Genomic DNA, 24,367 nt, shown 5'->3' with positions numbered 1-24,367 from the left:
GCATGATCCGTTCCCTGGCGCTCCTCACCGCGGCCCTCCCCCTCCTGACGTCCGCCGCCCCCGCCTCCGCCGCGGGCCCCGCCGTACCGCGCGTCCCGGCCGGGGTGGCCGCCGGCTACGCGGTCTTCGACCGGCAGACCGGCAGGCTCACCGCCCAACGCGACGTGCACCGGAGGTTCCGGTCGGCGTCCGTGGTGAAGATCATGATCGCCATCGACTACCTGGAGTCGCACCGGAAGGTCCCCGACCGGGATCTCGCCCTGCTGAAGGTGATGCTGCGGGTCAGCGACGACGACGCGGCGTCGGCGTTCTGGGACCGCGGCGGCAAAGGGAGGATCGTCGAGCGGGTCGCGCGGCGGCTGGGACTGACCGACACCGCGCCGCCGCCCGCCGACAGGCCGGGGTTCTGGGGCTACACCTCGCTGAGCGCGCTGGACATGGTGCGCGTCTACCGCTACCTGCTCGACCGGGCCGAACCGCGCGTCTCCGAGCTGATCCTCGGCCACCTGCGCCAGGCCGGGCAGTGCGGCTCCGACGGCTTCGACCAGTACTTCGGCATCCCCCGGGGGGTCGCCCGGCCGTGGGCGGTCAAGCAGGGCTGGTCGGGGTACGGCCTCAGGCCGCCGGTCAGGTGCCGGCCGTCGTCCCCGGGGACCCCGGGGACCCCGGGGTCCCCGTCGCTTCCGGTCTCCTCGGCCGCGGCCCCGGGCCCGGCGGCCTCCGGGCGTACGGCCGGCGCCCCCGCCCCGGCCGGTCCCCTCTCCGGCGTCCCGGTGCCGGCCGCCCCGGCCGACGCCACCGCCCCGGCCGCCCCCGGGTCAGCGCCCAGGATCGTGCCCGACTACGGCCGACCCGTCCTGCACACCACCGGCCTCGTCGGCCCGAAGGACCGCTGGATCATGGTCCTGCTCACCGCCTACCCCGCCGGGACGTCCTGGCAGCGCTCGACGTCCCAGATCACCCGTCTCGCCCGGGAGGTCCACCGCAGCGGGACCGCCTGAGCCTCTCCGGGAGCGCGTCCGGGGTGTACGCGCGGCGGCGCGACCGTGGACCTTCGGCCACCCCGACGTGGACCCAGGTCGCTGGGGAGCGGGTCCGCACGGTGCATAGGCTGTGGGGCCGTGGACGACCGTACGGAGAACCAGCCGCCCCTGACCCGGCGGGACTCCGCGCTGCGCTACCTGTGCGCCGCGGTGCCGATGCTGTTCCACGGCACCGTCCTGGCCGTGGTCGTCTCCCGGGAGCACGACCGGCTCGGGTTCGCGCTGACCGAGGCGGGGCTCGGCCTGGCCGGGCTGGTCCTGCTGCGGTGGCGGCGCCGCCTGCCGTGGCAGACCGCGCTGGCGACGGCCCTGCTGACGACGTTCTCCACCGTCGCGACCGGCCCGGCCTACGTCGCCTACGTGTCGCTGTGCACGCACCGCCGGTGGCGCCGGATCGCCCCGGTCGCGGCCGTCCTCTGGCTGTGCACGGCGTTCTACGCCGTCATGAACGGCGTCGGCCAGGCGACGGTCGTCTCCCTGGTGACCGGCACCGCCGTCCTCGGCGGGCTGACCCTCCTCGGCCTGTACCTGCGCGGGCTGCGCGACCTGGCCGCCTCGCGGCGGGAGGCGGCGCTGGCCGCCGGACGCGAGCAGGCGCAGCGGATCGAGCAGGCCAGGCTCGCCGAACGCGCCAGGATCGCCCACGAGATGCACGACGTCCTGGCGCACCGGCTCTCCCTGCTGGCGATGCTGGCGGGCGGCCTGGCGTACCGGAAGGACCTCACCGCCGGGGAGACCCGCGAGGTCGCGCTGGCGATCCAGGAGAACGCCCACCAGTCGCTGAACGAGTTGCGCGCCGTACTCGGCGTCCTCCGGTCCGAGGGCGCCTCCGCCGGCCCGGAGACGCCGGAGGCGCCGCAGCCGGGACTGGACCGGCTGGGCGACCTGTTCGAGGAGGTGCGGGCGGCGGGCCAGTGGGTCGAGGTGACCGACGCCGTCGAGGGCCGTGAGTCGCTGCCGGCGCAGACCGGCCGGCACGCCTACCGGATCGTGCAGGAGGCCCTGACCAACGCCCGCAAGCACGCGCCGGGCAGCCGGGTGCGGGCCGAGATCGGCGGGCGTCCCGGCGACGGCCTGCGGATCCGGGTGAGCAATCCGGCGGTTCCGGGGTCGCCCGCCGGTCCCGGCGGGCGGCTGGGGCTGGTGGGCCTGGCCGAACGGACCCGGATGGCCGGCGGCACCCTCAGCCACTCCCTGCGGGACGGGTGCTTCGTCCTGGACGCCGGACTGCCGTGGGAGGCTTGACGGGTGATTCGGCTGGTGATCGTGGACGACGACCCGATGGTGCGGACCGGGCTGCGCCTCATCCTGGGCGGCGAGCCCGACCTGGAGATCGCGGGCGAGGCCGGGGACGGCCGGCACGCCATGGAGGTGATCCGCGACCTGCGGCCCGACGTGGTGCTGATGGACATCCGGATGCCCGTCCAGGACGGGCTGGCCACCACCGAGCTGCTGCTGAGGCGGCCGGACGCGCCCCGGATCCTCGTGCTCACCACCTTCGACGCCGACGACCTGGTCCTGCGGGCCCTGCGGCTCGGCGCGGCCGGGTTCCTGCTCAAGGACACGCCGCCGCCGAAGATGGTCGAGGCGGTCCGCGCCGCGGCGAGGGGCGAGCCGGTGCTGTCGCCGAGCGTCGCGCGGCAGGTGATCGCCGCGGCCACCGGCGGTCCCGAGCCGCGGGGCCCGGAGGCGCGGCGGGAGCTGGACAGGCTCACCGAGCGCGAGCGCGAGGTCGCGGTCGAGGTGGCCCGGGGCAGCTCGAACGCCGAGATCGCCGAACGCCTGCACATGAGCGTCGCGACCGTGAAGGCGAACGTCACCCGGATCTTCGCCAAGCTGGGGACCGACAACCGGGTCCACGTCGCCATGAAGGTGCGCGACGCCGGCCTTCTTTGACTCTGACCGCCTGCCGGAGCCGCGTCGTCCCGGCTGCGTCCGTCCCGGCCGCGTCCTCCCTACCGGTTCGGGGGCCCTCCACGCCCATCCGCGCACGCCCACGCCTTCCCGCGTCGTCCGCGCCGAGTCTCCCGGGGACCGCGTCGTTCCGCGCCGCCTGTCCGCCTGGAACCGGTGCCCCGGAGGAATTCGTCAGCATATGCTGACAAGCGGGCTGTGTCAGCATATGCTGACAGCATGACGACGGTAACCGAACTGGCCGAGGCCACCACCGGCGAGGACCCGGTGACGGCGCTGGCCGCCGTGGCGGCCCTGCGGCGGCTCCTGGAGGAGCTGGAGGCCGCGCACGTCACCGAGGCCCGCGCCCGGAACGTGTCGTGGGAGACCATCGCTGCGGCACTCGGCGTGAAACGGCAGACGGCGCACCGCAAGCACGCGCACCGGATCATCGACGGCGGGAGACGCTGATGTTCGAGAGGTTCGCCCCCGAGGCCCGGAGGACCGTGGTCCGGGCCGGCCTGCTGTCGCTCGACGCCGGCCGCACCGTCCTGGACGACGACATGCTGCTGCTCGCCCTGGCCGAGGCGTGGCCGGTGGACGGCTTCGAGGTGTCCCCGGACGCCGTCCGCGCGCTGCTGCCCGCGGGCCCGCCGGATCGCCCGGGTGACCGCGACCTGCTGGCCGGTCTGGGCGTCGACCTGGACGAGATCCGCCGCAGGCTCCCGTCCCGCCGCGCCGACCCGGCCGCGTGGCGGCTGCGCCGCCCCCGGACGCGCCCGCTGCGCGTGACGCTCTCCGGCCCGGCCGGCGACCTCCGGCTCACCGTCGCGGCCCGCAAGGCCGTCGAGGTCGCCCTGTACCACGCCGCCCGCCGTACCCGGGGCGGGGTCGTGGACGAGGACCTGGTGAGGGGCCTGCTGGCCGACGGCTCCAACGCCTCGGTGGCGATCCTGCGCCGTCTCGGCGCCGACCTCCCCGCCCTCGCCGGACGGCTGTGGCCCCTCCGCGCGTCCGCCTGACCGCCGTACCCGGGACATGGGACCGGCCGGTCCGCCACCGTGACGGCGCCGAGCGGAGTGCGGGGGTCGGCCGGTCCGGCACCGCGGCGGCATCGGGCAGCGCACGGGGGCCGGCCGGTCCGCCGCGGTGACGGCGCCGGGCAGGGCGCGGGGACCGGTCAGTCCGCCGCCGTGGCCGCGCCGAGCAGGTCGCGGATCCGGCCGGTGGCCTCGGCGAACGGGGGCTGCGACATCGTCTCGGAGTAGTCGCGGGGGCCGGGCAGGTCGACGTCGATGATCTCCGCGACGGTCCCCGGCCGCGCGGTCATCACCAGGACCCGGTTGGCGAGGTAGACCGACTCGGCGATGGAGTGGGTGACCAGGAGCACGGTCGTGCCGGTCTCCCGCCAGATGCGGTGCAGCTCGACGTTCATCTGCTCGCGGGTGAGGGCGTCGAGCGCGCCGAACGGCTCGTCCATCAGCAGGACCGGCGGGCGGTGCAGCAGCGCCCGGCACAGCGCCACCCGCTGCTGCATGCCGCCCGACAGCTCGTGCGGCAGGGCGTCCTCGAAGCCGGTGAGCCCGGTCATCTCGATCAGCTCGTCCGCCCTCCGGCCGGCCTCGGCGGCGGGCATCCCGCGCATCTCCGCCTGGAGCAGGATGTTGCGGCGCGCGGACCGCCACTCCAGCAGGGCCGCGCGCTGGAACACGTATCCGATGTCACGCCTGGTGCCGCCGACCGTCTCCCCGAACAGGCGCACGCTGCCCGCCGACGGCCGCAGCAGACCGGAGACCAGCTTCAGCAGTGTCGACTTGCCGCAACCCGAGGGGCCGACGATCGAGACGAACTCGCCGGGCGCGACGCTCAGCGACACGTCGCGCAGCGCGGTCACCTCCTTCTTCTTGGCCCTGAACCGGACCGCGACGGCGTCGAGCTCCACCGCCGCGGTGGTCTCGCCGCCGGGCCTACGCTCGGCCTCCAGCTCGCCTTTCATCGTGCTCATCCCTTCGGAGTGACGCTCTCGTCCCAGTAGGCGGCCGGCGCCTCGGCCTTGGCGATCACGCCCGCCTTGACGAAGGTGTCGATCGTCGCCTGCCAGTCCGCGGCGGTGTTGACCCCCGGGGCCATGCCCTTGGTCGCGTCGGTGTGCAGCAGCGTGACGGTGGTCTTGAACTGGTCGAGCAGCACCTGCGCGCTGGGAAGCTGCTCGGAGGCGCCCTGCATCGCGTCCACCGCCGCCTGCGGGTCCTTCTCGGCGGCGGCCCACGCCTCGCTGGTGGCCGCGGCCATGCGCTTGACCAGGTCGGCCCTGCTCTCCAGGTTCTTGGTGGAGGTCAGCAGGCCATTGCTGTAGAAGTTGAGGCCGAACTCGGAGAAGCGCAGGTAGGAGACCTTCTTGCCGGCCTTCTCCTGCATCGTCGGCCCCTGGTCGGAGGCGTAGCCGAGCAGGGCGTCGGCCTGACCGGAGATCACCGCGGCGATCTTCCCCGCCGGGTCGGTGTTCTGCAGCCGCACGTCGCCCTCGGCCATGCCGTTCTGCTTGAGGAAGGCCGGGAACGTCTTGGACAGCGCGTCGCCGGCGGTGATGGCGATCTTCTTGCCCTTGATGCCGGCGGGCTCGGTGATGTTCTTCTCGTCGAAGAACTGCACGGAGGCCGGGGTGGTCTGCAGGTAGACCCCGAGGCTCCTGACCGGGACGCCCTGGGAGACGGAGGCCAGCAGCGCGGGGGTGTCGGCCCAGCCGAAGTCGGTCTGCCCCGCCCCGGTGGCCTGGATGGTCTTCTGCGAGCCCTGGCCGGCCTGGATCTTCAGGTCGATGCCGTGCTTCTCGAAGACGGCCTGCTTCTTGCCGAGGTAGAACGGCGCGTGCTCGCCGTACGGGTACCAGTTGAGCGTGAGCGTCACCTGGTCGAGCTTCTTGCCCGACGCGCTGGTGGTCGTGCCGCCGTCCTCTCCGCCGCAGGCGGTGAGGAGGAGGGCCGGCAGCAGGGCGGCGATGGCGATCCGGGATTTCACGGGGTGCCTTCCTTGGGATGGTCGGTGGCCGGTTCCAGGCTTCAGAGGGTCGTGGTCGCGGTCTCGCCCCGCCGGCTGGCGTGCCAGGGCAGCATCAGCTGCTCGGCGATCTCGACGAGGACGAACAGCACGACGCCGATCAGCGACATCACCAGCAGCCCCGCGAACAGCATGGGGGTGTCGAGGTTGCCGTTGGCCTGCAGGATCACGAAGCCGAGTCCCTCGTTCGCGCCGACGAACTCGCCGACCACGGCGCCGGTCACCGCGAGGGTGACGGCCACCTTCAGGCCGGAGAACAGGTGCGGCAGGGAGGCGGGGAAACGGATCTTCGCGAAGGTCTTGAGCGGGCTCGCGCCCATGGTGGCGGCGAGCTGGAGCATCTCGGGATCGACGGACTTCAGCCCGGTCACCATGGAGATGACGACGGGGAAGAACGCGATCAGCACGGCGACGACGACCTTGGGGGTCAGCCCGAAGCCGAGCCAGACCACGAACAGCGGGGCGATGGCGATCTTGGGGATGACCTGCGCGAAGAGCAGGACGGGATAGAGCGTCTTCTCCACGGTCGCGGAGTAGACCATCACCACGGCCGCCAGGACGCCGATGACGACGGCGATGACGAAGCCCAGGACGGTCTCGTAGGTGGTCACCCAGGTGTGCTGCCAGAGATATGACGACTTCTCCGTCATCACTCCCAGGGTCGTCCCCGGCGACGGAACGAGGTAGGGCGGCACCAGCTGGGTGGAGGTGATCGCCCACCACACGGCGAAACAGGCGACGAGCAGCGCGACCGGCCGCCAGCTCCGTTCGAGGACGGCGAGCAGCCGCCCCTCGGACCCGCCGGGGTTCATGCTCATGATGGGCGCCCTCCTTTCGCCCGCGTACGGGCGGATCTGTATGCAAGCGCTTTCTGGTGATGTGAAAGCGCTGTCTGAAAGCGCTTTCCGGTGTACGGTAGGGGCCGTCTCACATACGGGTCAAGAGGAGGTGAGGGAGGAATTGGACAAATGGTCCCAGGTGACCCTCAATGACGTCGCCCGCGAGGCGGGGGTCTCCTCCGCCACCGCCTCCCGCGCGCTCAACGGCACCACCCGCGTGCGCGCCGACCTCCGAGAGCGGGTCCTGGCCGCCGCGGAGCGGCTCGCCTACACCCCGAACGCCCACGCCCAGGCCCTCGCCCGCGCCTCCAGCCAGGCGGTGGGCGTCATCTGCCACGACGTCAGCGACCCCTACTTCGCGGCGGTCTCCGGCGGGATCATGCGGGCCGCCGCGGAGCACGACCTCCACGTGATCATGGGAAGCACCTTCCGCGACCCGGCCCGTGAGCTGTCCTACGTCTCCATGATGCGCGGCCAGCGCGTCCGGGCGATCCTGCTGACCGGCTCGGGGTTCGAGGACCGCGCCTGGCAGGGCGCGATGCGCGAGGAACTGGCCCGGTGCGCCGCCGCGGGGACCCGCATCGCCGCGGTCAGCCGCCACCGCGGCCTCCGCGTCGACTCGGTCCTGCCCGAGAACCGCGCCGGCGCCGCCGCGCTGGCCAGGGCGCTGCTCGGCCTCGGCCACCGCGACTTCGCCGTGCTCACCGGCCCGCCGGTCATCACCACCGTCGTGGACCGCCTGACCGGCTTCCGGGAGGCTCTCGCCGAGGCGGGGGTGATGATCGCCCCGGACCAGATCGTGGAGGGGGCCTTCAACCGCGACGGCGGCCACCGGGCCGCCTCCGAACTGGTCGCCCGCGGCCTGCGCGCCACCTGCGTCTTCGCCTCGACCGACATCATGGCGGTCGGCGCGCTGGCCGCCTTCCGCGACCACGGCCTGACCGTGCCCGGCGACGTCTCGCTGGCCGGGTTCGACGACATCCCGGTGGTCGGCGACCTGACCCCGCCGCTGACCACCGTGGCGCTGCCGCTGGAGGAGATCGGCAGGCGCGTCATGGCGCTGGCCCTGCGGCCCGCCACCGCCGGACGCAGCCGCGTCGAGCGCGTCCCGGGAACCGTCGTCCTGCGCGCGAGCACCTCGGCCCCCGCCGTACGGCCGCCGCCGGGAAGGGCCCCGCGCCCGCTCACCGAGACCCCGCTCTGACGCTTCGAGGCCCCGCGCCCTCACTTCGGGACCCCGCGCCCGCGCTTCGAGATCCGGCGCCGACGCCCGTCGAGGCGCCGCACCGACGCCTACCGGGACGCCGTGCCGACCCCCGTTCCGGCCTCGTCGTGCTCGCCACGGTCCCCGTCGGGGTCGCTCCGCCCGTCACGCCCTTCACCGTGCCCGTCATGCCCTTCACCGTGCTCGTCGCCGCGCTCGTCCAGGAGGGTCGCCTCGTCGAAGGGGGCGCGGCCGGAGAGCACCTCGGCCGCGCGGTCCCGGTCGAACTCACCGGTCCAGGTGCCGACCATGACGGTGGCGACCGCGTTGCCCGCGAAGTTGGTCAGCGCCCGCGCCTCGGACATGAAGCGGTCGATGCCAACGATCAGGCCGACGCCGTCCACCAGGGCGGGGCGGTGCGACTGCAGGCCGCCCGCGAGGGTCGCCAGGCCCGCGCCGGTGACGCCGGCCGCGCCCTTGGAGGCGATGATCATGAAGGCGAGCAGGGAGACCTGCTCGCCGACCGAGAGCGGGGCGCCGGTGGCACTGGCGATGAACAGGGTGGCCATCGTGAGGTAGATGGCGGTGCCGTCCAGGTTGAACGAGTAGCCGGTCGGCACGGTGATGCCGACGACCGGGCGGCTCACCCCCAGGTGCTCCATCTTGGCGATCAACCGGGGCAGCGCCGACTCCGAGGAGGAGGTCGACAGGATGAGCAGGAACTCCCGGCCGAGATAGCGCAGCAGGGACAGCAGGTTGACCCGCGCCACCAGCCACAGCAGCGGCCCGAGGACGCCCAGCACGAACACCAGGCAGGTCACGTAGAAGGCGAGCATGATGAGGCCGAGGCTGCGGAGCGCGTCGAGCCCGGTGGCGCCGACCACCGCGGCCATGGCGCCGAAGGCACCGACCGGGGCCGCCCACATGATCATGGCGAGGATGCGGAAGACGAGCCGCTGGATGTGGGCGACACCGTTCAGGACGGGGACGCCGCGCTCCCCCATGGCCTGCAGCGCGAACCCGGCGAGCAGAGCGACCAGGAGGGTCTGCAGCACCTGCCCCTCGGTGAACGCCGACACCAGCGTGGCCGGGATGATCCCGATCAGGAAGGAGACGGTGTCGCTCTCGCCGCCCTTGGCGGCCTCGGCCTGGGCCGACTTGCGCAGTTCGTCGGTGAGCTGGAGGCCGTGACCGGGGTCCACCAGGTTGCCCACGACCAGACCGATGGCCAGCGCGACGGTGGACATGACGAGGAAGTAACCGATCGCCAGGCCGCCGACCCGGCCGACCTTGGCGGCCCGCGCGACGGAGCCGACGCCGAGCACGATGGTGCAGAAGATGATCGGGCTGATCATCATCTTGATGAGGTTGACGAAGGCCGTGCCCAGGGGTTTCAGCGCCGTGCCGAGATCGGGCGCCAGCAGTCCGACGGCGATTCCGGCGATCACCGCCAGGATGACGGCCAGGTACAGGTAGCGGGTCCGGTCTCGGGACATGGAGAGGAGCCTCCGATCCTCGGCGCGAAGTCGTCAGACGACTATGCACCTCAGATGTGACCCATGTCACCCTCGAACCGCCATTCCGGACATCGAACCGGGTGACGGCCTCAAGGACCGGGAAGCGGCCCGGAGGATCTCGCGGCGACCCGGAGACCCTGCGGCTCTGCGGCGGCACGGAGGGCCCGGCGGCGGACGACGGGTCCGGGCGATCCGTCAGATCGCCCGGGGCCGGAGCTCCGGGAGTGCGGGAGCCTCCGGGTCAGCCGCCGTGGTTCAGCGGCTCACGGGGAGCGTCGATGATCACGTCGGAGAAGATGTCCACCACCAGGGCGATCAGACCGCCCACGACGATGATTCCGGCCCCCGCCCAGAACATGATCCAGTTGGGCCCGGTGCACAGGCCCACTCCGCCGACCATGAACCCGGCCAAAATAACGAGCACCGCAAGCCAAGACTTGGGGCTTCCTCCGTGGCTTCCAGCCATGAGCCTTATCTGTCCTTTCTGTGCATCAATGATGCGTGTCGTCCGCGGCGGCGATCACCCGGGTCAGCACCCGGTGAAGCTCCTGCAGCTCCTCCAGGTCCATACCCAGTCGCCGGGCGACGGACGGCGGGATCCTCTCAGCCTCGCTCCTCAGCCTCCGGCCCTCCGGGGTGAGCGTGATCGCCAGGACGCGTTCGTCCTGACTGTCACGCCGCCGCCGGATGTAGCCGATCGCCTCAAGTCTTTTGAGGAGCGGTGACAGCGTACCGGGGTCGAGTCTCAGTAGCTTGCTCAGCTCCTTCACCGAGAGCTGGTCGTGCTCCCACAGGGCGAGCATGACGAGATACTGCGGGTGGGTCAGTCCCATCGGCTGCAGCAGCGGCCGGTAGACCCCGATGACGCCGCGCGAGGCCACCGCGAGGGCGAAGCACACCTGTCGCTCCAGGCGCAGCGCCTCGGATATGTCACTCACATGCACCTCCAATCGACATAGTAAGGTAATTGGTGCACAAAGCATTGCGGCACCAAGCGTCACCGGTCCCTGAGGAGCCCCATGTTCAACCGCAAGCCGATCGAGGAGCGGATCGCCGAGCGCCAGGCGGGGCGTTCCGAGCTCCGCGAGGGCAAGTACTTCGAGCACGGCCCCGCGCGGTTCGTCTTCCTCTTCGTGATCATCTTCGTGGTGGTCGGCCACCTGGCGGGCCTGATACTGCTGATGGTCATGGACCTGGGCTGAGCCCGCTCCCCCGCCCCCCGGCTCCCCACCCGCAGGCGACCCTCGGCCCGCGCCCCGGTGCCCGGCCCGGAGAGGACCGCGCGGCCAGCCGTACGGCGTTGCGGACATGAGAAGATGATGTTCCGGTCGGCCGAAGCCGGACCGTCCAGAGAACAGGAGGTTCGCATGCCTGACGTCACGCCGAAGCCGGAGGACGCCGAGAGCACCCAGACCCTCGAAGGCGCCGAGGGCACCGAGACCACCGACGACGAGCTCAAGCGCAAGTTCCGCGAGGCCCTGGAGCGCAAGAAGGTGGCCCAGACGGAGCTGAACGCCGCGGGCCGGGGGAAGGGCGCCTCGAAGATCCACGGCTCCCAGGGCCCGGCCGGGGGCAGGCGCTCCTTCCGCCGCAAGAGCGGCTGACCCGAAAGATGACGGCCGATCCCCCCTACGCCGTCCTCGTCTTCTCCAGGACCACCGGGTACCGGCACGACTCCATCCCCGACGGCCTCCGGGCCGTCGGGGACCTCGGCCGGCGGCACGACTTCACCGTCCACGCCACCGAGGACGGCGGCGCCTTCACCCCCGCCGGCCTCGCCCGGTACCGGGCCGTGGTGTTCCTCAACACCAGTGGCGACGTGCTGGACGACGCGCGGCGCGCGGCGTTCGAGTCCTACGTCCGGGGCGGCGGCGGCTTCGCCGGGATCCACTCGGCCGCCGACACCGAGTACGGCTGGCCGTTCTACGGTGAGCTCGTCGGCGCCCGTTTCCGGTGCCACCCCGAGCCGCAGGAGGCCGTCGTCCGCGTGGAGGATCGCTCCCATCCCTCCACCGCGCACCTCGAACCCGTCTGGCGGCGGTACGACGAGTGGTATGACTACCGGACGAACCCGCGGCCCGGAGTGCGCGTCCTGATGTCGCTGGACGAGGCGTCGTACTCCGGCGGCGGCATGGGCGACCACCCCATCGCCTGGTGCCACGACCACCTGGGCGGCCGGTCCTGGTACACCGGCGGCGGGCACACGCGCGAGTCCTACGCCGACCCGGCGTTCCGCGCCCACCTGCTCGGCGGCATCCGGTACGCCGCGGGCGTGGCGGCCCATCCCGCCCCGTGACCGGCGACGGCCCCCGTACCGTGACCGGACGGCGGCGACCCGCGGCCCGGTAACGCCCGCCCGCGGTCCCCGGCCCTGAAGAACGCCGGGGGACCGGAAGGCCGCTACAGGCCGAGCTCGCCCACCTGGTCCGTCACGGCCGCCAGGAGGGCGGTGAGCGCGGGAGCGGGCGGCGTGTCCCGGGTGACGGCGACCAGACGGCGCTTGAGAGTGGTCTCGGCGATGTCTCTGATCGCGAGCGCCGGATCGTCGCCGGGCAGGGTCAGGGTCGGCAACAGGGCGACGGCCGCCTCGGCGCGGACGAGTTCGAGCTGGACGTCGGCGTCGCTGGAGCGGTGCCGTAGATCGGGCTCGTAACCGCCGAGGGCGCGGCAGGTCCCGATGACCATGGCATGGTGGCCGGTGCCTTCGGCGGAGGCGGTCCAGACGTCGGACCGCAGCCCGATGACCGGGACGGGCCCGCCGGGCCGGGCGAGGGGATGCGCGGCCGGGAGCACGACTTTCAGGGGCTCTTCGAGCAGGAGCGTGAAGCGCAGGCCGGCCGGTCGGGGGCGGGGGTGGCTGTCGTACTCGTCGCCGATGACGAGGTCGACCGTGCCGAGGCGCAGGCCCGGCAGGGATTGTTCGAGTTCCAGCTCGGAGATCTCCACCCGGACCCGCGGGTGGTGGGCCCTCATGCGGGCCACCGCCGGGATGAGGAGGCGGCGGGCGGCCGACTGCAGGCCGCCGGCGCGGACGGTGCCCCGGATGTCGCCGCCGAGACCGGCCAGGTCGGCCTGCGCCGCCTCGGCGGCCGACAGCAGCACCCGCGCGTGCTGGGCGAGCAGACGTCCGGCGTCGGTGAGCCGCACACCCCGCCCCGCCTTGTCGAACAGCCGGGCCCCGACCTCCTTCTCCAGCAGGGCGAGCTGCTGGGAGACCGTGGACGGACTGTAGCCCAGGGCCGCCGCGACCGCGGCCAGGGTGCCACGCTCCTCGAACTCCCGCAGGAAGCGCAGTCGCCGGAGGTCCAACTCAATCATTCGAGAATTCTAATGATTCACCTCCAGGAATCATCGCTGGACCCGATGATTCAGGCCCCGGATCCTTGGACGCATGGGTGCAGCACTGTGTCTTCTGTCCGCGGCCTGCTTCGGCGCGATGGCGATCTTCGGCAAGCTCGCCTACGACGCCGGCGTCTCACCCGGGGCGCTGCTGCTGGTGCGCTTCGCCCTGGCCGCCGTCCTGCTCGGGCTCGCCTTGCTCGTGCGACCGGGACTGCGTCGCGCCGCTTCCGGCCCTCCCCGAAAGCCGCCGGTCGGCACCCGGCCGGTGACTTCCGGCCCTCCCCGGAAGCCGCCGGTCGGCGCCCGGCCGGTGACGGCGCGCGGCCGGGTGCCGGCCATCGCCATCGGCCTGGGCGCCATCGGGTACGCCACGCAGGCGAGTCTGTTCTTCTCCGCGCTGGAGCTGATGGACGCCTCGCTGCTGGCCCTGATCCTCTACACCTACCCGGTCATGGTCACCGTGGTGGCGGTGCTGCTCGGCCGTGACCGGCTCACCCCCGCGCGCGGAGCCGCGCTGGCGGCCGCCTCGGGCGGGACGCTGCTGGTCCTGCTCGGCGCCGGCGGCATGAGCTTCCACCCGCTCGGGGCGCTGCTGGCCTTCGCCTCCGCGACCACGTACACCGTCTACATCCTCGTCGCCGACACCGTCGTGCACCGGCTGGCGCCCGTGGCGCTGTCCGCGCTGGTGATGACCGGCGCGGCCGGCACCCTCGGCGCCCGCGCCCTGCTCACCGGCGGCGTCGATCTCGGCTTCGGGGCATCGGGATGGTTCTGGCTCGCCGCCATCGCCGTGATCTCCACCGTCGTGGCGATGCTGACCTTCTTCGCCGGGCTCAGGCGCACCGGCCCCTCGACCGCCGCCATCCTGTCCACCTTCAAGCCCGTGGTCACCGCCGCACTGGCCGCGCTCGTCCTCGGCGAGTCCCTGACCCCGGTGCAGCTCGCCGGCGGCACGCTCGTGCTGTCCTCCGTCGCCGTCCTCCGGTTCCGGCGCGCCGGAACCCGGCCCCGGAACTGGAGCCGGCGCCCGGCGGCCGATCCCGCCCCGTGACCGGACGGCGGCGCCCCACGGTCCGGGACGGCCGTACGGCGGGCGGGGCCGCAGGTCAGCCGACCGCGGCCAGCCGGGCGTCGAGCGCGTCGAGGTCGGGGAGGAACCACACGTGGTCCCCAAGGTTCGACTCGTGGACGAGGGCGCGCAGGGCCGAGCTGGACGCCAGGTGCCGGGAGATGTCCCCGATGACGGCCAGCCGCAGCCGGTAGTTGACGAACTTCTGCAGGACCTCCCCGGCGAAGCGGGTGCCCAGGGAGAAGAACCGCTCGTCCAGCCGGCTCGCGGGCACGGCCACCACCTGGGCGCCGAGGAACGCCGCGCCGACCAGGTCGAGCGCGTCCTGCGTGGTCGCCACCGGCGGCCCGTCCGGATCGCACACCAGCACCGTCGTCCCGGCCCGCTCCTGGATCACGTCAGGCATCGCGGGCCTCCGCGCCGAGCTGACCGCCGGCGTCGGCGGGCACGGCCCCGGCTCCGGCTCCGGCTCCGGCTCCAGTTTCGGTTCCGGCATCGGCGTCGGCGTCGGCGTCGGTCGAGAGGAACGCCGAGACGGGCTCGGCCTGGCCCAGGATCGCGTGCCCGACCTCGGGCAGAAGGTTCACGGTCGCGTGCGGGACGCAGCGGCGCACCCGCCGGGCGGTCTCCGTGGAGTCGAACATGACGTCACGGCCGCCGACGATCACCAGCACCGGCACGGCCAGGCGGCGCAGCGCCTCGTCGGGGAAGACCGGCAGCCGCTCCATCCGCGGCTTGAACTCCGTGAACGTCAGCGCCAGGGAGTCGAGGACCGGTCCGGCCAGCGGGGACTTCAGGCCGGTGGCGATCCGCGCCGACCGGTGCAGCCCCCGGCGCCCGAACAGGCGCAGCGGCAGCGCCCTGATCATCCAGCCGGTCTTCTGCCGTCCCAGCCCACCGGGGCACAGCAGGGCCAGGCGCTCCACCCTTCCCGGACGCCGGACGGCGTAGTCCAGTGCCACCCAGCCGCCGAGGGAGGTCCCGACGATCGAGGCGGCGGTGATCCCGAGGCCGTCCAGCACGTCGTCCAGCCACAGCGCGTGGGCGTCGGAGTCCAGGGGCGGGCGCGACGGCGCGCTCAGGCCCGGCTCGCCGATGAGGTCAACGGCGTGGGTGCGGAAACGCCGCGTCCAGACGGCGACGTCGTCCTGCCACATCGTCGCGTTCGCCCCCGCGCCGTGCAGCAGCACCACGGGTGGCGCGTCCGGCGGGCCGGAGACGACGACGAAGGTCTCGCCCTGGCGGGTGGGCACCCGTACCTGCTCGGCGGGGACCGGCCAGGCGTCCAGCGCCTCCCGGTACCGCCGCCGGATCTCCTCCGCGCCGGCCTCGGACCGGTAGATCACGCTCATGACGTGAGGATTCCTTCCATGTAGTCGAACAGCCTGGCGGTGTCCCGCAGACCGCCCAGGACGATGATCTTCATCCGGGCCCTTTCCTCGTCGTAGACCGTCTCGATCCGCAGCGGCTGGTCGCCGGGGCGGCGGTCGGTGGCCGCGACCATCAGGAGGGTGGACAGTCGGTCGGCCGTCTCCCGGCTGACCGCGTCGATCTCCACGATGCTCGACACGTCGGTGTGCCGCTGCCGCCGTACGGTCTCCCGGGGCGGCGGGGGCACCGGGCGGCCGGTGAACGCCTCCAGGTCCTCGTGCGCGATCCGGTACTGCTTGCCGATGCGGACCGCGGTGAGCCGTCCGTCCCGCACGTAGTTGCGGACGGTGCGAACGTGCAGACCCAGGTGTTCGGCGACCTGCTCCACGGAGTAGAAGCGATCTGACATGAAACTACCGTATCTTTCTGCTTGATAGGGAGCAATAGGGTATTTTGCGGAAAACAGGGGTGCCGTGGGGGCGTCGGCGGACCGGGAGGGCTAGGCATGGGCTTCCGGGGCAAGGGAGACGGAGGACCCCTTTTTCACATTCCCCCTGAGGACCGGAGGTGGCTGACATGGCAGACACGGAGGCGGACGTCCCGATCGTGGTGGTCGGTCTGATGGGCGCCGGCAAGACCAGCGTCTCGGAAGTGCTGGGCGAGGCCCTGGACCGGCCGGTGCGCGACAGCGACGACTACCTCGAGAAACGCTACGGCGTCACCGCGGCCGCCATCGCCGAGACCGCCGGCGTCACCGAGTTGCACGCCCGCGAGGCCGAGCACCTGCTGGACAGCCTCGCCGAACGGCCCGCGCCGATCATCGCCGCCGCGGCCAGCGTCCTGGACGACCCGCGGTGCCGGGAGGCGCTCAAACCGGCCCTGGTGGTGTGGCTGGACGCCACCCCTGAGTTCATCGCCAAGAAGATCGAGGAGAAGCCGCACCGCCCGCGGTTCGGCAAGAAGCCGCTGGACCTGGCGAAGGAACTGCACGAACGCCGGGCCGCGGCCTTCGCCGAGGTGGCCGACCTGCGCTTCGAACGGCCGAAGATGTCCAAGCGCGAGGTGGCCCACGCCATCCTGGACCACCTGAAGGAGCAGGCCGGCTGACGAGAGCCCGGCGATCCTGCGGGGCCGGCGGGCCGGACGATCCAGACGGTACGAGTGGCCGGGGTGATCCGGACCGTCGAACCGCGCGGGTCGAGCGGCCGAGACGGCCAGGGCCATCGGGACGGCGCGACGAGGTCTCCGGTGGACGGTCTTGCCGGTCGGATGATGGGCGGGCATGGTCATCCCATGCCGACTCCCCCGGATTCCCTCGAATCCGCCCGTCCGGATCACTCCGGATCCATCCGTCCGGATTCCTCCGGGTTCACCCGAGGCCGCCGGATGGCCGCCGTGGTGCTCGCCCTACTGTGCGCGGCCGTCGGCACCGCCGCGATGATCCGGGCCGACGACGGCCTGCGACGGGACGGGACGGTCTTCCGAGGGGTGCCACTGGAGACCGTACGAGCCGCTGAGAGCGAGAAGCGGTCGCCCGGGGTGGTGGTCGCGCACGGATTCGCGGCGAGCAAGCAGATCATGCGGGGATTCGCGGACACCCTCGCCCGGCACGGTTACGTGGTCGTCCTGCTCGACTTCGCGGGCCACGGCGCGAACCGCCGCCCCTTCTCCCGCGCTTCCCAGGGCTCCTCGGGCCCCTCTGGCTCCCGAGCCTCTCTGGGTGACGGCCTCACCGACGACCTCTCTGCCGCCCTGGCCTTCCTGCGGGCGCTGCCGTACGTCGACACCGCGAAGATCGGGCTGGTGGGCCACTCCATGGGAGCGGGCGCCGTCCTGCGGCAGGCCGCGGCCGACCCTGGCGTGGCCGCCACCGTGGCGATCTCCACCGGCTCGGCGGACGGCGGCGCGACCGGCGTGCGCGACCTGCTGGTGCTGGCCGGAGGACTGGAACTCGGCGGCATCCGCGCCGCAGGTCCCGCACTGGTACGGTCCGCGCACCCGGACGCGGTCCTGGGACGCACCTACGGTGACTTCACCGCCGGTACGGCCCGCCGCGCCGAGGAGATTCCCGGGGTTGAGCACATCGGTGTCCTGTTCGCCTCCGCCACCCATCGCGCCACCCTCGACTGGCTGAACGCGGCCCTGGGAGCGGTGCCGGGGCGGGCGGCCTCGGAGGTGTACCCGCTGCACCGCGTGGGCCCGGCCCTGCTGCTGCATCTGGCGGCCGTCCTGTCCTTCGGCGCCCTGGCCTCCCTCCTCCTGCCGGGCCGTCCGGGCCGTGATCCCCGTCCGGAGCCGGTCGGCGGCACCGGACTGCCACGAATCGCACTCCTCGCCGGGCCGGTCGTGGCGGGTGCGGCGGCCATGCTGGTCATGCGGGTCGCACCACCGGGCTGGCTGCCGGTCGAGGTCGCCGACTACGCCATCGGGTTCATCGCCGTCCACGGCCTCGTCCTGTCGGCCGCCGCTCTGGTCGGCCGTACCGGGACCGTACGGCTCAACCGTGCCTGGGCCATGTCGCGCGGCCGTACCGCGGACGGGCAGGACCGAGCGGGGACCGGTCCGTCGCCCCGGACGCCCGTCTCCTCCGCCGCCCGGTCGGCCCGGCTGGTCGCGGCGGCGGCCGGGCTGACGGCGTTCACCGTGCTGGGCTTCGCCGTGCCGGCGCACCTCGGCTGGGCGAACTCCGTCCCCTCCGGGGTGCGGCTGTGGCTGCTGGCACCCGCGCTCCTCGCCGCCGGAGCGCTGGTCAGCGGCCTGGAGATCCTGGCCCGCCGCCGCTCGCCGAGTGGGGCGGTCCTCGTCCACGCCTGGGGAGCGCTCTCCGTCGTGGCGGCGATGGCCGTCGCGGTGGTCGCCGCGGGCGCGCCGGGATTCGTGGTGTTCGTGATCCCGCTGTTCGCCGTACTGCTGGCCTGGCAGGGCGTCACCGCCGCCGGCCTGCGCGCGGCCGGCGCACCGGTCTGGGTCACCTCCGTGGTCGGCGCCGCACTGCTCGCCTGGCCCCTGGCGCTCACCTTCCCGGTCACCACGTGAGCCGACGGTTCCCCTGCTCCCAGCGGCATGAACCGGCGGTTCTTTGCTCACGGCGGCATGAGATGGCGGTTCCCCGCTCACGGCCGCGTGGAACGGCCGGTCAGGCCCACAGGCCGGTGGCCTCCAGCGCCTCCTCCGGGGAGGAGACGTGCCTGACTCCGGGAACCGGCCGCCCCTCGCGGTCGAGGATCCGCCAGCCGCCGAGCTGGACCACGGGGACGCGGCCGTGACGCATCGCGAGTGCCAGCTCCGACAGCGTCCCCCATGAACCGCCGATGACGATCACGGCGTCGCCCGAGTTGGCGATGACGGCGTTCCGGGCCTCCCCCATGCCGGTCGGGATGACGACGGAGAGGTCCGGGTTCGCCTGCTCCCGGTCCGGCCGGGACAGGACGCCGACCACCGTGCCGCCCGCCGAGCGGGCCCCGGCCGCCACCGCGGCCATCACCCCCGTGTAACCACCGCAGATCACCACCGCGCCGCGCCCGGCCAGCAGCCGGCCGACCTCGCGGGCGTCGGCCTCGTCTTCGCCCGTGCAGTCACGCGGCCCGCACACCGCCACCTGGATCGCCACGATGAGATCATCCCACCCGGCCGTCGTCACCGGTCGCCGGACGGATCCACCATCCCGGTCCGGCCCCTTGAGCCGCGCCGCCGTCGAGATGGGCCGCGGCGACGGCTCCGCATCCGCCTTCGCCGACTCCAGGTGTCATTCCGAGGTGCCGGATAGGGGATCTCGGCGAGCAGCGCGCAGGTGAGCCAGGGCGATCTGCACGTTGCCGGTCAGCGGAGCGGTGGAGTCGAGGACGAGGCGGTCCTCACGCCATGCGTCGAAGTTCGCGCGCCGCACCTCCACCGACGCCCAGGCCGGCTCGACGAAGCCGTCGATGTCGCGCCGGCGACCTTCCAGCCGTCGCCGGTGCAGGGCACGATCGGAGCAGGTCACCTCGATGTGGCACAGCACCACGCTCCGGCGGCGGGCGAGGCCGCGCCACTGCTCCCGCGCCTCCCGCGCGTCGTTCACCGCGTCGACGATGACCGTCTGCCCGAGCGCGAGAACGTCGGAGGCGAGTGCCTCCACCACGACGTAGGCCGCCAGTCCGGTCGGCTGGCCGCGGTCGATCCCCGCTCTCCACATCGCGGCCTCCACCGGGTCGACCGACAGCACCGGAGCCGGAAGCAGACGGCCCAGTTCCTGGGCGATGGAGCTTTTGCCGGCACCGGGTAAGCCGCTCATCACGATCAGCATGCCCGGAACACTGTCATAGGGTCGCATCTCCTGGGTCTCCCGCCTCCGGGCACTCCACCTCAGGGCCTCCCGTCGTCGGTGCCTCGGAGGCACCGAACCGACGATGCGCGGGACCGGTCTGTCCGCCGGCCGCGGGACGGCACCGGCGGGTCCCGGTGAACGGCCGGGTGGGCGGTCCAGGTCTTCGGGCCGCCCACCCTGCCGGCCCGGCTCACATGTAGCGCACGCCCCACATGCGCGCGGGCTGCTTGTCGCAGGTGTACTGGACGGCGGTGCTGCCGTCCGGACCGATGGTCAGGCACTTGCCGGTCTGCACGTTCTTCAGCTGGTACTGCTGGGCGCCGGCCGCACCCCAGAACATCCAGCGGAACGCGGGGTGGTCCATGCAGGTGTACTGCACGGCGGTGTAGTTGTTGGCGGTGCTGGCGCCTCCGGCGATGGTCAGGCACTTGCCCGTCTGGGCGTTCCGCAGCGTGTACTGGCGGGTGCCCGTCGCGTCCGTCATGGTCCACTGGCGGGTCGGGTAGGCGTCGCACTCGTACTGCGCGGCCCGGAGGTTGTCGGTCACGCGCCCGCCGCCGGCGACGGTCAGGCACTTTCCGGTCTGCCCGTTCACCAGCATCCCGGTCAGGGCCGTCGACTGCTGCCCTTCCGGGGAGAGGCCGGTGGCGGGGTCGGTCCGGGCGTGGGCCGCGGCCGGGAGCACCGGAACGAACAGGGCGGCGGCCGTGACGAGGGTCAGGGCGGAGCGGCGGGCTGGGCGGAGAACGGCCATGGGGTTCCTCCCGTGGATGAGCTGGTCGTTGTCGTGGTCACGGCGTTCCGGCCCGCGTCCGTGGATCCGCCGACGGCGCGGCGGCGGAGGTCTCCGGCAGCCCGGTGCCCGCGCCCGCGGGGAAGCGGGCGCGGGCACCGGGTACGCGGAACCGGGTCGCCCCGACCTGCCGGGCCCGGGAGGATGCCCGTGGATCGTGTGGTCGGGCGGCCCCGCAACCGGGCGACGCTCCGTTGTAACACCCGAAGACGATCTTTCAGGTGACGACATGCCGTGACCAGGGCAGACGGGCGAACATGAACCCGGTCGGCGGTCACGGGACCACCGTGGTGGTCCTGGTCGCCGGACCAGGGCTCCCGGCCGCGGAATCGGCCGACGCGTTCTCCTCCCACGCGGCGGCCGACGCCTCTCGCCGGTGCGAGTCACCGACCGCCGATGAAGTATCGGGCGGGAATGAACAGTTCGTGGCCGGTGTCGAAGACCGTCCGAACCCCGGCGGTCGTCCACTCGACCGTCCTGACCGAATCGGCGGACGTCTCGATCTCCACCTGGTGACCGTAGGAGAAGCTCGGATCCCGGCCGGCGACGATCAGGTGTGACTCCCCGAGAAGGGTGCTCCTGCGCACCAGGCCCACCATGTGTTTCGAACCGTCGCTGTAGGCCACGGTGGTCGGCTGATCACTGCGGTAGACCACCTCGAACCGCGGCCACCACGCCGCGACGAACAGCGCCACGCTCAGTATCGCCCCCAGTACGGCGCCGAGAACGATCAGCCCGAGGCTCTTCCGCCCGGACCTGTTCGGACGGCTCGGCGGCGCTCCCCCGGCATGGGATGAGATCATCAACGGCCTCCACAGTGGTCGACTACATGGTTCGTCGCTCCCACACGGTGAAAGGTTCACGGGCTGATCCTCCGTCGCGCCCCTTCGGCTGAGCGCGAGGATGCATCGCGGCCTCTCATAGGGGCGATGAGGACACGTACGGCCGCATCGACCGCGTCCACATCCCCGTGTTGCGGCCCTTCGCAGGGGCGGGGAGGACCTGTCCGCACTACTCCTGGTTCCGTGCGTACTACAGTCGCGACCCCTCATGGGGACGATGAGGACCCGTTCGGCTCCTGGGTTCAGAGGTTCGGCGGAAACGCGAAAGGCCCGCGCCCCCTCGTGCGGGGAGCGCGGGTCTCCGAGGTGGGATTCCAGTGCCGCGCGCCTGCGATGAGGCCGTCGATGATGCGGCGGATGTCGGCCAGCGTGTTGTTCTGGTGGAACAGCACGGCGGCCTCGTCCTCGGCGATGCCCAGGATGTGCCGGGCGCGGCCGGCGATGGAGACGGCGTGCCCTCATCGCCCACGAGAGGGGCCGCAACAGGAGCAGCGGTGGTGCCGGGTACAGGCTTCGGCCTGCACGCCGCCGGCCACATCGGAATGACCACACCGGACTGGAAACCCGCCCCGTACGGCACGCGCGTCCTGGGTGATCGATTTCAAGGGATCGGCGGGGAAACGCGTCGCTTCGATACGTGGAGGTCTGTACCGTCGCGCGTATGAAGCTGCTCTCCGTCAACGTCGGCAGGCCCCGGCCCAACCCGTGGAAGGGCCTCGGCGCGACGGGCATCGACAAGCGGCCCGTCGACGGACCGGTCGCCGTCACCGCGCCCGGCCCCAAGGGCACCGGCGAGGTCGGTCTCGCGGGCGACCGCGTCCACGATGTGAAGAATCATGGTGGTTACGACCAGGCCGTCTACGCCTATGCCCGCGAGGATCTCGACGGGTGGGAGGCCGAGCTGGGCAGGCCGCTCACCAACGGCGTCTTCGGGGAGAACCTCACGACCCTCGGCCTCGACGTCAACGGCGCCCTGATCGGCGAACGCTGGCGCATCGGGCCGGACGTGGTCCTGGAGGTGTCATGCGCGCGGATCCCGTGCGCGACGTTCCAGGGGTGGCTGGAGCAGAAGGGCTGGATCAAGCGGTTCACCCGGGCCGCGGTGCCGGGCGCCTATCTGCGGGTGATCGAACCGGGGGACATCCGGGCCTCCGACCCCGTCGAGATCGGGCACCGGCCCGACCACGACGTGACCGTCGCGCTCGTCTTCCGCGCGATGACCCTCGAACCGGACCTGCTGCCGCGGCTGACGGCCGCTGACGCGCTGCCCGAGGAGAGCAGGGACCTGGTCCGCAGACGCACGACGACATAGGCGATCGGTTTCAGGGCGTCCCCGCGCGCATGCGACGAGGGAGCCGGTACGGCGATCGCACCGATCGGCCGTACGACCACCGAACATTCTGGAATCGATCGTCTAGAGGGCGCCCGTCAGGTTCAGGGTCCAGCGGCGGGAGGGGTGGTCGTCGCAGTCGTACTGCACGGCCGTGACGTTGTTGGCCGTGCTGACGCCTCCGGCGATGGTGAGGCACTTGCCGGTCTGCGCGTTGCGCACCTGGTACCGGCCGTTGCCCGTGACGTCGATCAGGGTCCAGCGGCGCGATGGGTTGCTGTCGCAGGTGTACTGCACGGCCGTGACGTTGTTGGCCGTGCTGACGCCTCCGGCGATGGTGAGGCACTTGCCGGTGTTGGCGTTGCGCACCTGGTACTGGCCGGTTCCGGTCACGTCGTTGAGGAACCAGCGGCGGGACGGGTGGGTGTCGCAGGTGTACTGCACGGCCTGGACGTTGTTCTCCGCGCTCACGCCGCCGGCGATGGTCAGGCACCTGCCGGTCTGCAGGTTCACCAGCAGCACGGTGAGCTGCGCGGGACGGGCGGAGGCGGGGAGCGCCGGGGGCAGGGAGGCCAGGGCGGGAAACGCCGAGGCGAGAAGGGCCGTGACGGTGAGGGCGCGGCGGTGGACGGTCATGGATTCCTCCCGTGGACGAGCGGTCGTTTCGTGTTCCGGCCGCGTGTCCGCATCCGCCGGGAGCACGCTCGCGCGGGACGGGGAGACGGGCGCGCGTGAGGCCGAGCCGCCCGGGGCGCGGGACAGGGAGGAGGCCCCGGCGATCGTGGATCTCGGCGTGGCGGTCCCGCGACAGGACGACGTCTCTCGTTGTAACAGGTGACGGTGCCCGCCCGGTGACGCCATGCCGTACCGGGTCGTGAGGACGATGGACGCGTCCTGGGCGCGGAGCCGGGGGCGGATGCGGCATGGGAACGGGCCCGGACGTGATTCGGGAGCCCTGGGGAGGAGACGGCCCGGCGGGTGGGCACAAGGATGTACACCGGGTTCCCTCCCGAGGAGGAGGGCGGCCGGATACGGCGGGTGCATGATTGCCCCATGTCCACCGGTCTGTTACTCGCTCTCGCCGCGCTGGCCCTCGTCGACGGCACGAGCTTCGGGACCCTCGGCATCCCGGTCTATCTCCTTCTCACCCTGGAGAGGTCGCGGGTGGCGCCGCTGCTGGTCTATCTCGGGACGGTGGCGGTCTTCTACTTCGCGGTGGGCGTCGCGTTGATGCTGGGGCTGTCCGCCGTGATGGAGCACTTGGGGGAGGCGGTGAACAGCCGCCCGGCGTACTGGGCGCAGCTCGCGCTGGGTGTGGGGTTGTTCCTGCTGAGCTTCCGGCTCGATCCCAAGCGGCGGCGCAAGCGGGGTCTGCCCGAGCGCCGGTTCGAACCCGAGGTGGGCGGGCCACGGGTCATGGTGGCGCTGGGGCTGACCGCCGGGGTGCTGGAGGTCGCGACCATGGTGCCCTACCTCGCCGCGGTCGGTCTGATGACGACTTCCGGCCTGTCGTCCGGGCAGTGGGTGCCGCTGCTCGCGGCCTATGTGGCCGTCATGATCTGTCCGCCGCTGGTGCTGCTCGCCGTACGGGCCGCCGCCTGGGAGTGGGTGGAGCCGAAACTGGAGCGGTTACGCGCCTGGATCTCCAGGCACGCGGCGTCGGCGGTGAGCTGGACGATGGCGGTCGCCGGTTTCCTGCTGGCCCGCGACGCGGCCGGCCGGCTCTTCCTCTCCTCGTTGTCCTGAGGGTGCAGCCCCTGG

Annotated in this window: 30 protein-coding genes; 14 read left to right on the top strand and 16 right to left on the bottom strand. The window is 72.5% G+C overall.

Annotated features, from left to right (window positions below; genetic code table 11):
- Positions 1 to 2: 2 nt before the first annotated feature.
- The 5 genes from ACZ6W9_RS23565 (at position 3) to ACZ6W9_RS23545 (ending at position 3,958) form a co-directional block, all read left to right on the top strand.
- On the top strand, positions 3 to 1,001 hold the full coding sequence (locus tag ACZ6W9_RS23565; protein WP_470119625.1) for a hypothetical protein: 999 nt from the start codon (positions 3 to 5) through the stop codon (positions 999 to 1,001).
- 120 nt (positions 1,002 to 1,121) lie between these two features.
- Positions 1,122 to 2,288 carry a sensor histidine kinase gene (locus tag ACZ6W9_RS23560; RefSeq protein ID WP_470119623.1) on the top strand — a complete coding sequence of 389 codons (1,167 nt, stop codon included), beginning with the start codon at positions 1,122 to 1,124 and terminating at the stop codon, positions 2,286 to 2,288.
- A 3-nt stretch (positions 2,289 to 2,291) separates the two neighbouring features.
- Positions 2,292 to 2,939 (top strand): response regulator, encoded by a 648-nt coding sequence (locus ACZ6W9_RS23555; protein ID WP_389963747.1) that lies wholly within the window; start codon positions 2,292 to 2,294, stop codon positions 2,937 to 2,939.
- A 237-nt stretch (positions 2,940 to 3,176) separates the two neighbouring features.
- The gene (locus tag ACZ6W9_RS23550) at positions 3,177 to 3,407 is read left to right on the top strand and encodes a helix-turn-helix domain-containing protein (RefSeq protein WP_362946139.1); all 231 of its coding nucleotides are present in this window, start codon (positions 3,177 to 3,179) and stop codon (positions 3,405 to 3,407) included.
- Positions 3,407 to 3,958, top strand: a complete 552-nt coding sequence (locus ACZ6W9_RS23545) for a hypothetical protein (RefSeq protein ID WP_389963750.1) — start codon at positions 3,407 to 3,409, stop codon at positions 3,956 to 3,958. Before ACZ6W9_RS23550 ends, ACZ6W9_RS23545 begins: the two co-directional genes overlap by 1 nt.
- A gap of 158 nt (positions 3,959 to 4,116) precedes the next feature.
- On the opposite strand, the gene ACZ6W9_RS23540 is transcribed toward ACZ6W9_RS23545, so the two are convergent.
- Genes ACZ6W9_RS23540 through ACZ6W9_RS23530 form a run of 3 tightly spaced genes read right to left on the bottom strand, consistent with a single transcriptional unit; the run spans position 4,117 to position 6,811 of the window.
- Positions 4,117 to 4,941, bottom strand: a complete 825-nt coding sequence (locus tag ACZ6W9_RS23540) for an ABC transporter ATP-binding protein (protein ID WP_470119620.1) — start codon at positions 4,939 to 4,941, stop codon at positions 4,117 to 4,119.
- Entirely contained in the window at positions 4,938 to 5,954 is a 1,017-nt protein-coding gene (locus ACZ6W9_RS23535; protein ID WP_389963756.1) for an ABC transporter substrate-binding protein, read from the bottom strand. Before ACZ6W9_RS23535 ends, ACZ6W9_RS23540 begins: the two co-directional genes overlap by 4 nt.
- Before the next feature lie 41 nt (positions 5,955 to 5,995).
- Positions 5,996 to 6,811 (bottom strand): ABC transporter permease, encoded by an 816-nt coding sequence (locus tag ACZ6W9_RS23530; protein WP_389963759.1) that lies wholly within the window; start codon positions 6,809 to 6,811, stop codon positions 5,996 to 5,998.
- A 130-nt stretch (positions 6,812 to 6,941) separates the two neighbouring features.
- Between ACZ6W9_RS23530 and ACZ6W9_RS23525 the strand changes: the two genes are divergently transcribed.
- Positions 6,942 to 8,036, top strand: a complete 1,095-nt coding sequence (locus ACZ6W9_RS23525) for a LacI family DNA-binding transcriptional regulator (protein WP_470119617.1) — start codon at positions 6,942 to 6,944, stop codon at positions 8,034 to 8,036.
- 89 nt (positions 8,037 to 8,125) lie between these two features.
- On the opposite strand, the gene ACZ6W9_RS23520 is transcribed toward ACZ6W9_RS23525, so the two are convergent.
- The 3 genes from ACZ6W9_RS23520 to ACZ6W9_RS23510 all read right to left on the bottom strand — a co-directional run bounded on the left by ACZ6W9_RS23520 (position 8,126) and on the right by ACZ6W9_RS23510 (position 10,536).
- A complete protein-coding gene (locus ACZ6W9_RS23520; protein ID WP_470119616.1) occupies positions 8,126 to 9,532 on the bottom strand; it encodes a cation:dicarboxylate symporter family transporter in 1,407 nt (468 codons plus the stop codon).
- A gap of 262 nt (positions 9,533 to 9,794) precedes the next feature.
- Entirely contained in the window at positions 9,795 to 10,019 is a 225-nt protein-coding gene (locus tag ACZ6W9_RS23515; RefSeq protein WP_362946122.1) for an HGxxPAAW family protein, read from the bottom strand.
- 25 nt (positions 10,020 to 10,044) lie between these two features.
- Positions 10,045 to 10,536 carry a MarR family winged helix-turn-helix transcriptional regulator gene (locus ACZ6W9_RS23510; protein ID WP_389964458.1) on the bottom strand — a complete coding sequence of 164 codons (492 nt, stop codon included), beginning with the start codon at positions 10,534 to 10,536 and terminating at the stop codon, positions 10,045 to 10,047.
- A gap of 36 nt (positions 10,537 to 10,572) precedes the next feature.
- Here ACZ6W9_RS23510 and ACZ6W9_RS23505 point away from each other — a divergent pair, with 36 nt between their 5' ends.
- The 3 genes from ACZ6W9_RS23505 (at position 10,573) to ACZ6W9_RS23495 (ending at position 11,849) form a co-directional block, all read left to right on the top strand.
- Entirely contained in the window at positions 10,573 to 10,755 is a 183-nt protein-coding gene (locus tag ACZ6W9_RS23505; protein ID WP_470119614.1) for a hypothetical protein, read from the top strand.
- A gap of 165 nt (positions 10,756 to 10,920) precedes the next feature.
- Positions 10,921 to 11,157, top strand: coding sequence for a DUF5302 domain-containing protein (locus ACZ6W9_RS23500; RefSeq protein WP_389963769.1), 237 nt, complete (start codon positions 10,921 to 10,923; stop codon positions 11,155 to 11,157).
- A gap of 8 nt (positions 11,158 to 11,165) precedes the next feature.
- Positions 11,166 to 11,849, top strand: coding sequence for a ThuA domain-containing protein (locus ACZ6W9_RS23495; RefSeq protein ID WP_470119612.1), 684 nt, complete (start codon positions 11,166 to 11,168; stop codon positions 11,847 to 11,849).
- 104 nt (positions 11,850 to 11,953) lie between these two features.
- Here the strand turns inward: ACZ6W9_RS23495 and ACZ6W9_RS23490 are convergent, their stop codons facing one another.
- Positions 11,954 to 12,871: a LysR family transcriptional regulator gene (locus ACZ6W9_RS23490; protein ID WP_389963775.1), complete on the bottom strand. Its 918-nt coding sequence runs from the start codon at positions 12,869 to 12,871 to the stop codon at positions 11,954 to 11,956.
- Between the two features lie 73 nt (positions 12,872 to 12,944).
- On the opposite strand from ACZ6W9_RS23490, the gene ACZ6W9_RS23485 reads away from it, so the two are divergent.
- A complete protein-coding gene (locus ACZ6W9_RS23485; RefSeq protein WP_470119609.1) occupies positions 12,945 to 13,946 on the top strand; it encodes a DMT family transporter in 1,002 nt (333 codons plus the stop codon).
- Between the two features lie 55 nt (positions 13,947 to 14,001).
- On the opposite strand, the gene ACZ6W9_RS23480 is transcribed toward ACZ6W9_RS23485, so the two are convergent.
- The 3 genes from ACZ6W9_RS23480 to ACZ6W9_RS23470 are packed head-to-tail and all read right to left on the bottom strand — an operon-like array spanning position 14,002 to position 15,744.
- Complete coding sequence (locus tag ACZ6W9_RS23480) at positions 14,002 to 14,370, bottom strand: DUF4180 domain-containing protein (RefSeq protein WP_389963778.1); 369 nt, start codon at positions 14,368 to 14,370, stop codon at positions 14,002 to 14,004.
- Positions 14,363 to 15,316, bottom strand: coding sequence for an alpha/beta fold hydrolase (locus ACZ6W9_RS23475; protein ID WP_470119607.1), 954 nt, complete (start codon positions 15,314 to 15,316; stop codon positions 14,363 to 14,365). Before ACZ6W9_RS23475 ends, ACZ6W9_RS23480 begins: the two co-directional genes overlap by 8 nt.
- The gene (locus ACZ6W9_RS23470; RefSeq protein ID WP_389963784.1) at positions 15,313 to 15,744 is read right to left on the bottom strand and encodes a helix-turn-helix domain-containing protein; all 432 of its coding nucleotides are present in this window, start codon (positions 15,742 to 15,744) and stop codon (positions 15,313 to 15,315) included. Before ACZ6W9_RS23470 ends, ACZ6W9_RS23475 begins: the two co-directional genes overlap by 4 nt.
- Positions 15,745 to 15,911: 167 nt before the next feature.
- Between ACZ6W9_RS23470 and ACZ6W9_RS23465 the strand changes: the two genes are divergently transcribed.
- Complete coding sequence (locus ACZ6W9_RS23465; RefSeq protein ID WP_389963786.1) at positions 15,912 to 16,442, top strand: shikimate kinase; 531 nt, start codon at positions 15,912 to 15,914, stop codon at positions 16,440 to 16,442.
- A gap of 288 nt (positions 16,443 to 16,730) precedes the next feature.
- The gene (locus ACZ6W9_RS23460; RefSeq protein WP_470119605.1) at positions 16,731 to 18,371 is read left to right on the top strand and encodes an alpha/beta hydrolase; all 1,641 of its coding nucleotides are present in this window, start codon (positions 16,731 to 16,733) and stop codon (positions 18,369 to 18,371) included.
- Positions 18,372 to 18,471: 100 nt separating this feature from the next.
- Here ACZ6W9_RS23460 and ACZ6W9_RS23455 read toward each other — a convergent pair whose 3' ends face one another.
- The 5 genes from ACZ6W9_RS23455 to ACZ6W9_RS23435 all read right to left on the bottom strand — a co-directional run bounded on the left by ACZ6W9_RS23455 (position 18,472) and on the right by ACZ6W9_RS23435 (position 21,668).
- Positions 18,472 to 18,945, bottom strand: a complete 474-nt coding sequence (locus tag ACZ6W9_RS23455; RefSeq protein WP_389963792.1) for a TIGR00725 family protein — start codon at positions 18,943 to 18,945, stop codon at positions 18,472 to 18,474.
- A gap of 135 nt (positions 18,946 to 19,080) precedes the next feature.
- Entirely contained in the window at positions 19,081 to 19,620 is a 540-nt protein-coding gene (locus ACZ6W9_RS23450; protein ID WP_389963795.1) for a P-loop nucleotide/nucleoside kinase family protein, read from the bottom strand.
- Between the two features lie 211 nt (positions 19,621 to 19,831).
- Complete coding sequence (locus ACZ6W9_RS23445) at positions 19,832 to 20,395, bottom strand: RICIN domain-containing protein (protein ID WP_470119602.1); 564 nt, start codon at positions 20,393 to 20,395, stop codon at positions 19,832 to 19,834.
- 422 nt (positions 20,396 to 20,817) lie between these two features.
- Positions 20,818 to 21,237: a hypothetical protein gene (locus ACZ6W9_RS23440; RefSeq protein ID WP_362946090.1), complete on the bottom strand. Its 420-nt coding sequence runs from the start codon at positions 21,235 to 21,237 to the stop codon at positions 20,818 to 20,820.
- A gap of 281 nt (positions 21,238 to 21,518) precedes the next feature.
- Positions 21,519 to 21,668 carry a hypothetical protein gene (locus ACZ6W9_RS23435; protein ID WP_470119600.1) on the bottom strand — a complete coding sequence of 50 codons (150 nt, stop codon included), beginning with the start codon at positions 21,666 to 21,668 and terminating at the stop codon, positions 21,519 to 21,521.
- Positions 21,669 to 21,937: 269 nt separating this feature from the next.
- Here ACZ6W9_RS23435 and ACZ6W9_RS23430 point away from each other — a divergent pair, with 269 nt between their 5' ends.
- Positions 21,938 to 22,588: an MOSC domain-containing protein gene (locus tag ACZ6W9_RS23430; protein WP_389963805.1), complete on the top strand. Its 651-nt coding sequence runs from the start codon at positions 21,938 to 21,940 to the stop codon at positions 22,586 to 22,588.
- A gap of 102 nt (positions 22,589 to 22,690) precedes the next feature.
- Here the strand turns inward: ACZ6W9_RS23430 and ACZ6W9_RS23425 are convergent, their stop codons facing one another.
- Entirely contained in the window at positions 22,691 to 23,242 is a 552-nt protein-coding gene (locus tag ACZ6W9_RS23425; protein ID WP_389963808.1) for an RICIN domain-containing protein, read from the bottom strand.
- Positions 23,243 to 23,659: 417 nt separating this feature from the next.
- On the opposite strand from ACZ6W9_RS23425, the gene ACZ6W9_RS23420 reads away from it, so the two are divergent.
- Positions 23,660 to 24,352: a GAP family protein gene (locus tag ACZ6W9_RS23420; protein ID WP_389963811.1), complete on the top strand. Its 693-nt coding sequence runs from the start codon at positions 23,660 to 23,662 to the stop codon at positions 24,350 to 24,352.
- Positions 24,353 to 24,367 lie beyond the last annotated feature (15 nt).

This window comes from Streptosporangium sp. NPDC053982, from assembly GCF_055585205.1.
The sequence above is the reverse complement of the archived record's forward strand: the minus strand, read 5'-3'. Positions and strand labels throughout refer to the sequence as shown.